The 2,953-nt window shown below is 40.4% G+C and carries 5 protein-coding genes; all 5 read right to left on the minus strand.

Features of this window, described 5'->3' with window-relative positions; translation table 11 throughout:
- Positions 1-90: 90 nt before the first annotated feature.
- On the minus strand, positions 91-324 hold the full coding sequence (locus GGE08_RS15835) for a hypothetical protein (protein ID WP_179385863.1): 234 nt from the start codon (positions 322-324) through the stop codon (positions 91-93).
- A complete protein-coding gene (locus GGE08_RS15840) occupies positions 324-830 on the minus strand; it encodes a hypothetical protein (protein WP_179385864.1) in 507 nt (168 codons plus the stop codon). Before GGE08_RS15840 ends, GGE08_RS15835 begins: the two co-directional genes overlap by 1 nt.
- Positions 827-1,147 carry a HipA family kinase gene (locus GGE08_RS16260; protein ID WP_409553500.1) on the minus strand — a complete coding sequence of 107 codons (321 nt, stop codon included), beginning with the start codon at positions 1,145-1,147 and terminating at the stop codon, positions 827-829. Before GGE08_RS16260 ends, GGE08_RS15840 begins: the two co-directional genes overlap by 4 nt.
- A gap of 195 nt (positions 1,148-1,342) precedes the next feature.
- Positions 1,343-1,720 carry a DUF302 domain-containing protein gene (locus tag GGE08_RS15845; protein WP_179385865.1) on the minus strand — a complete coding sequence of 126 codons (378 nt, stop codon included), beginning with the start codon at positions 1,718-1,720 and terminating at the stop codon, positions 1,343-1,345.
- Between the two features lie 12 nt (positions 1,721-1,732).
- Positions 1,733-2,614, minus strand: coding sequence for a helix-turn-helix domain-containing protein (locus GGE08_RS15850; protein ID WP_179385866.1), 882 nt, complete (start codon positions 2,612-2,614; stop codon positions 1,733-1,735).
- Positions 2,615-2,953 lie beyond the last annotated feature (339 nt).

A 2,953-nucleotide genomic window follows, 5' to 3' on the forward strand; every position in this document is an offset into this window, starting at 1 on the left:
GGCTCTCGGTAAACTTGCTTTTTTTCATGTGACAGTTAAAATTTAAAGTTAGAAAATCTGAATTTTAAACTGTCCTATTTTTAGGGAAGGCTACACCTCTAAATTGAGACTTTTATTAATTTCTTCAATTCTTTTTTCAAGTTGCTTTATCGCAAAATCAATATCAACAGAATCAGATTGAAAAAGTTTTTTTGCTATACTTTTCTTATAATCAGAAAATTTAAACAAAAGCCTGCTGCCATCATTAACAATGATTCCAGTAGAAATACTGTCATTCACCGTCATGTCGGTCGCTATTTTTACTATGCTATAAAATTTCTTCATTAGTTTGAAAGCCTATATATATGTTCGGCAAACACTTTTTCGTTTCTTTCTTGATCGAATAGAAATTGACTTAGAAAGTTAGTTAAGTCATTGTTTAAACCCAAATCAATTGGGATATTATTAATGATCTTTTCAAAGTTTTTTAGTGATTCTTCAAGGCAAAAATAGAAATATTCTTTTTCTGATTTAACGAATGACGCATCAATGTTCGTATAGCGCTTTACAATTTTGGCTAAATTTGAGAGTATTATATGGTCATTAACTGAGGGAGAAAAGTGTTTTGGATTTAAGTGTTGATAACCAAGAGTTTCAAAGATGAATGCATGATCAATTGCAGTAATGGTATACTTCCCACCATCATCAATTGAAAGCATTAAATTTTGATTTGTAGGTTTTCTATCATCGTTTGCCACCCATAAATCAAAGAGACCAATTCTTAAAATATCAATTGGATTGTAAAGTTTATTAAAAACAGACTTGTTATTGGCAACTGTAAATTCATTCAAATCCAATTTTTGGAAATCACTCTAGACCCAAAAGAAGAATAGTTATAAAATCTGGCTTGATGATTATTGGAATACCCCATTACAAGTGACCGATCAATTTTTAAGATAGCACATTCAGGAGTAGGTATATTCAAACATTGAAGGAGCCCGTTAGCCAGAAACTCATTAATAAGGTCAAATGCAGGTATTCTTCCTTTAGAGTTTTTAACAACATATTTTTCATAATCTTCACCTATAGTTAGAAGTGGACTGTGACCATCGGTGTAGATTTCCCTATCAACGGATATTGCATTTATTACGCTAATGGGCTCAAGCATATACTTTCAAAAATATTTTCAAAGTTAAATGCTTTTATTTCAGAATTAATAGGAAAGAATTTACACTTATTAACAGTAAAATGTTGATTAATAAACCATTAAATTACTTGAATGAATAAACTACATATATAACAACTTTTGTAGAGCTTTCTCTAGCATCCCAAAAAATCCAATACTTCCGAAAATCGACTTCTCTTAAAACTGCAAAATCCCCTTCACCCGCTCCAACAACTCCTCCGCCATTTCAGGCTTTAACCCATAATCATGCAAGCTGCCCACCGGGTTTTTAAAGCTCAGTCGGGTGGTGTTAGCATCCATTTCTTGCAGTACCAGTTTTAAAGGGATATCATTGATGGCCAAAGGGTCGTTCGCCATGATTTGGGCAATGTATTTGGGCTCAAAAAAGAGCAATTGCCGTAAGGGTGGTATGGCAATGCCGTGCTTGGCTACAATAGCCTGGGTGTCAATTTCGTGCAGCAGCAAAAAGCCGTGCTCGGTAATCCGTTGCTTTAGGGTGCCGTACACCTGCCCAAAGGGCAGCGGCAGGGTTTGGTGTTCCACATGGGCTTTCATAGGATTGTGGGTTTAGGCCATGGCGCGGGCAAAGCCCACATTTTCGCGATAGGTACTGGGCGAGATGTCCGCATTGTTCTTAAAAAAGCGGCTAAAGTAGTGCTCATCGTCATACCCCAAATCGTAGGCAATCTCCTTTACGGTCTTGTTGGTAAGGTACAGCTCGCGCTTCGCCTCGATAATGATCCGTTCGCTGATCAGGTTGGTCATGGTCTTGTTAAAGTGGTTCTTGGTCATTTTCGCCAAGGCTTTGGGGCTTATGTTGAGCAGATCGGCATACTCCCCGGCAGAGTGCATGGTCTTGTAGTGCGTCTCTATCAGGTTTTTGAGCTTTTGCAGGATAAAGGGCTCCTTTTCGTCCGGGCTGCCTTCCAAGGCTTCCGGCTGTTGCTTGGCCTTGGCGCGAGAGGTGGTGATCAAAAAAATCTTCAGATAAGAGACCAACAGCTCGTATTGCGCCAGTTCCGGTTTTTGTACCTCGGCATACATCTGCTGGATGAGCAGCTCCAGTTGCTTTTGGATATCGTCCGTAACCTGTAGCATGGGCGGGCTGTAAATATTGTTGAACAGTACCCCGTGGCAGGCCACCTGCTCGTGGTGCTTGTGGATGCAGAAAAAATCGGGATGGAACTGCAACACCACGCCCTCCAACGGTTCTTCCTCGGTAAGGGCAAAAGGTTGGTAGGGCGTTACGGCAACTAGGGTGTTTGCCGTAAACGTGTACTCCGAAAAGTCCACTTGGGCGGTACCCCTCCCCTTTTTGATCCAGATCAAGGAATACTGGTTCAACCGGTGCAGATCGCAAAACTGGCAGCCATCCTCAAATTCGGAAAGCTTAAAGGCCAGGTTACCGGTCTGTTCGTCGATGAGCGTGTTGGTGTTGTAGATGTCCATGTATGTTCTGTTATCAGTTAGCAGTTGTCAGTTGTGAGGTCGATTTTTTCTACGGTACTCAACATCAATCAAGGCGTCATTTCGAGTGGTTTTTGGACCGGGTCCAAAAATGGTATCGAGAAATCCTTATTACTTGCCAAAACCTTGTTCTCGATACTTTTTCCTTCGGAAAAAACTCGAACTGACGGTTTTCAAAATTCTGTGACACTTCGGTTCTTTCAGCGGTGCCCATGATCAACCAAAGTGTCATTTCGAGTGGTTTTTGGACCCCAGTCCAAAAATTGTATCGAGAAATCCTTCTTGTATGGCAAAACCTGGTTCTCGATACTTTTTCCTTCG

This window comes from Allomuricauda sp. ARW1Y1 (assembly GCF_013407935.1).
GTDB lineage: Bacteria > Bacteroidota > Bacteroidia > Flavobacteriales > Flavobacteriaceae > Flagellimonas.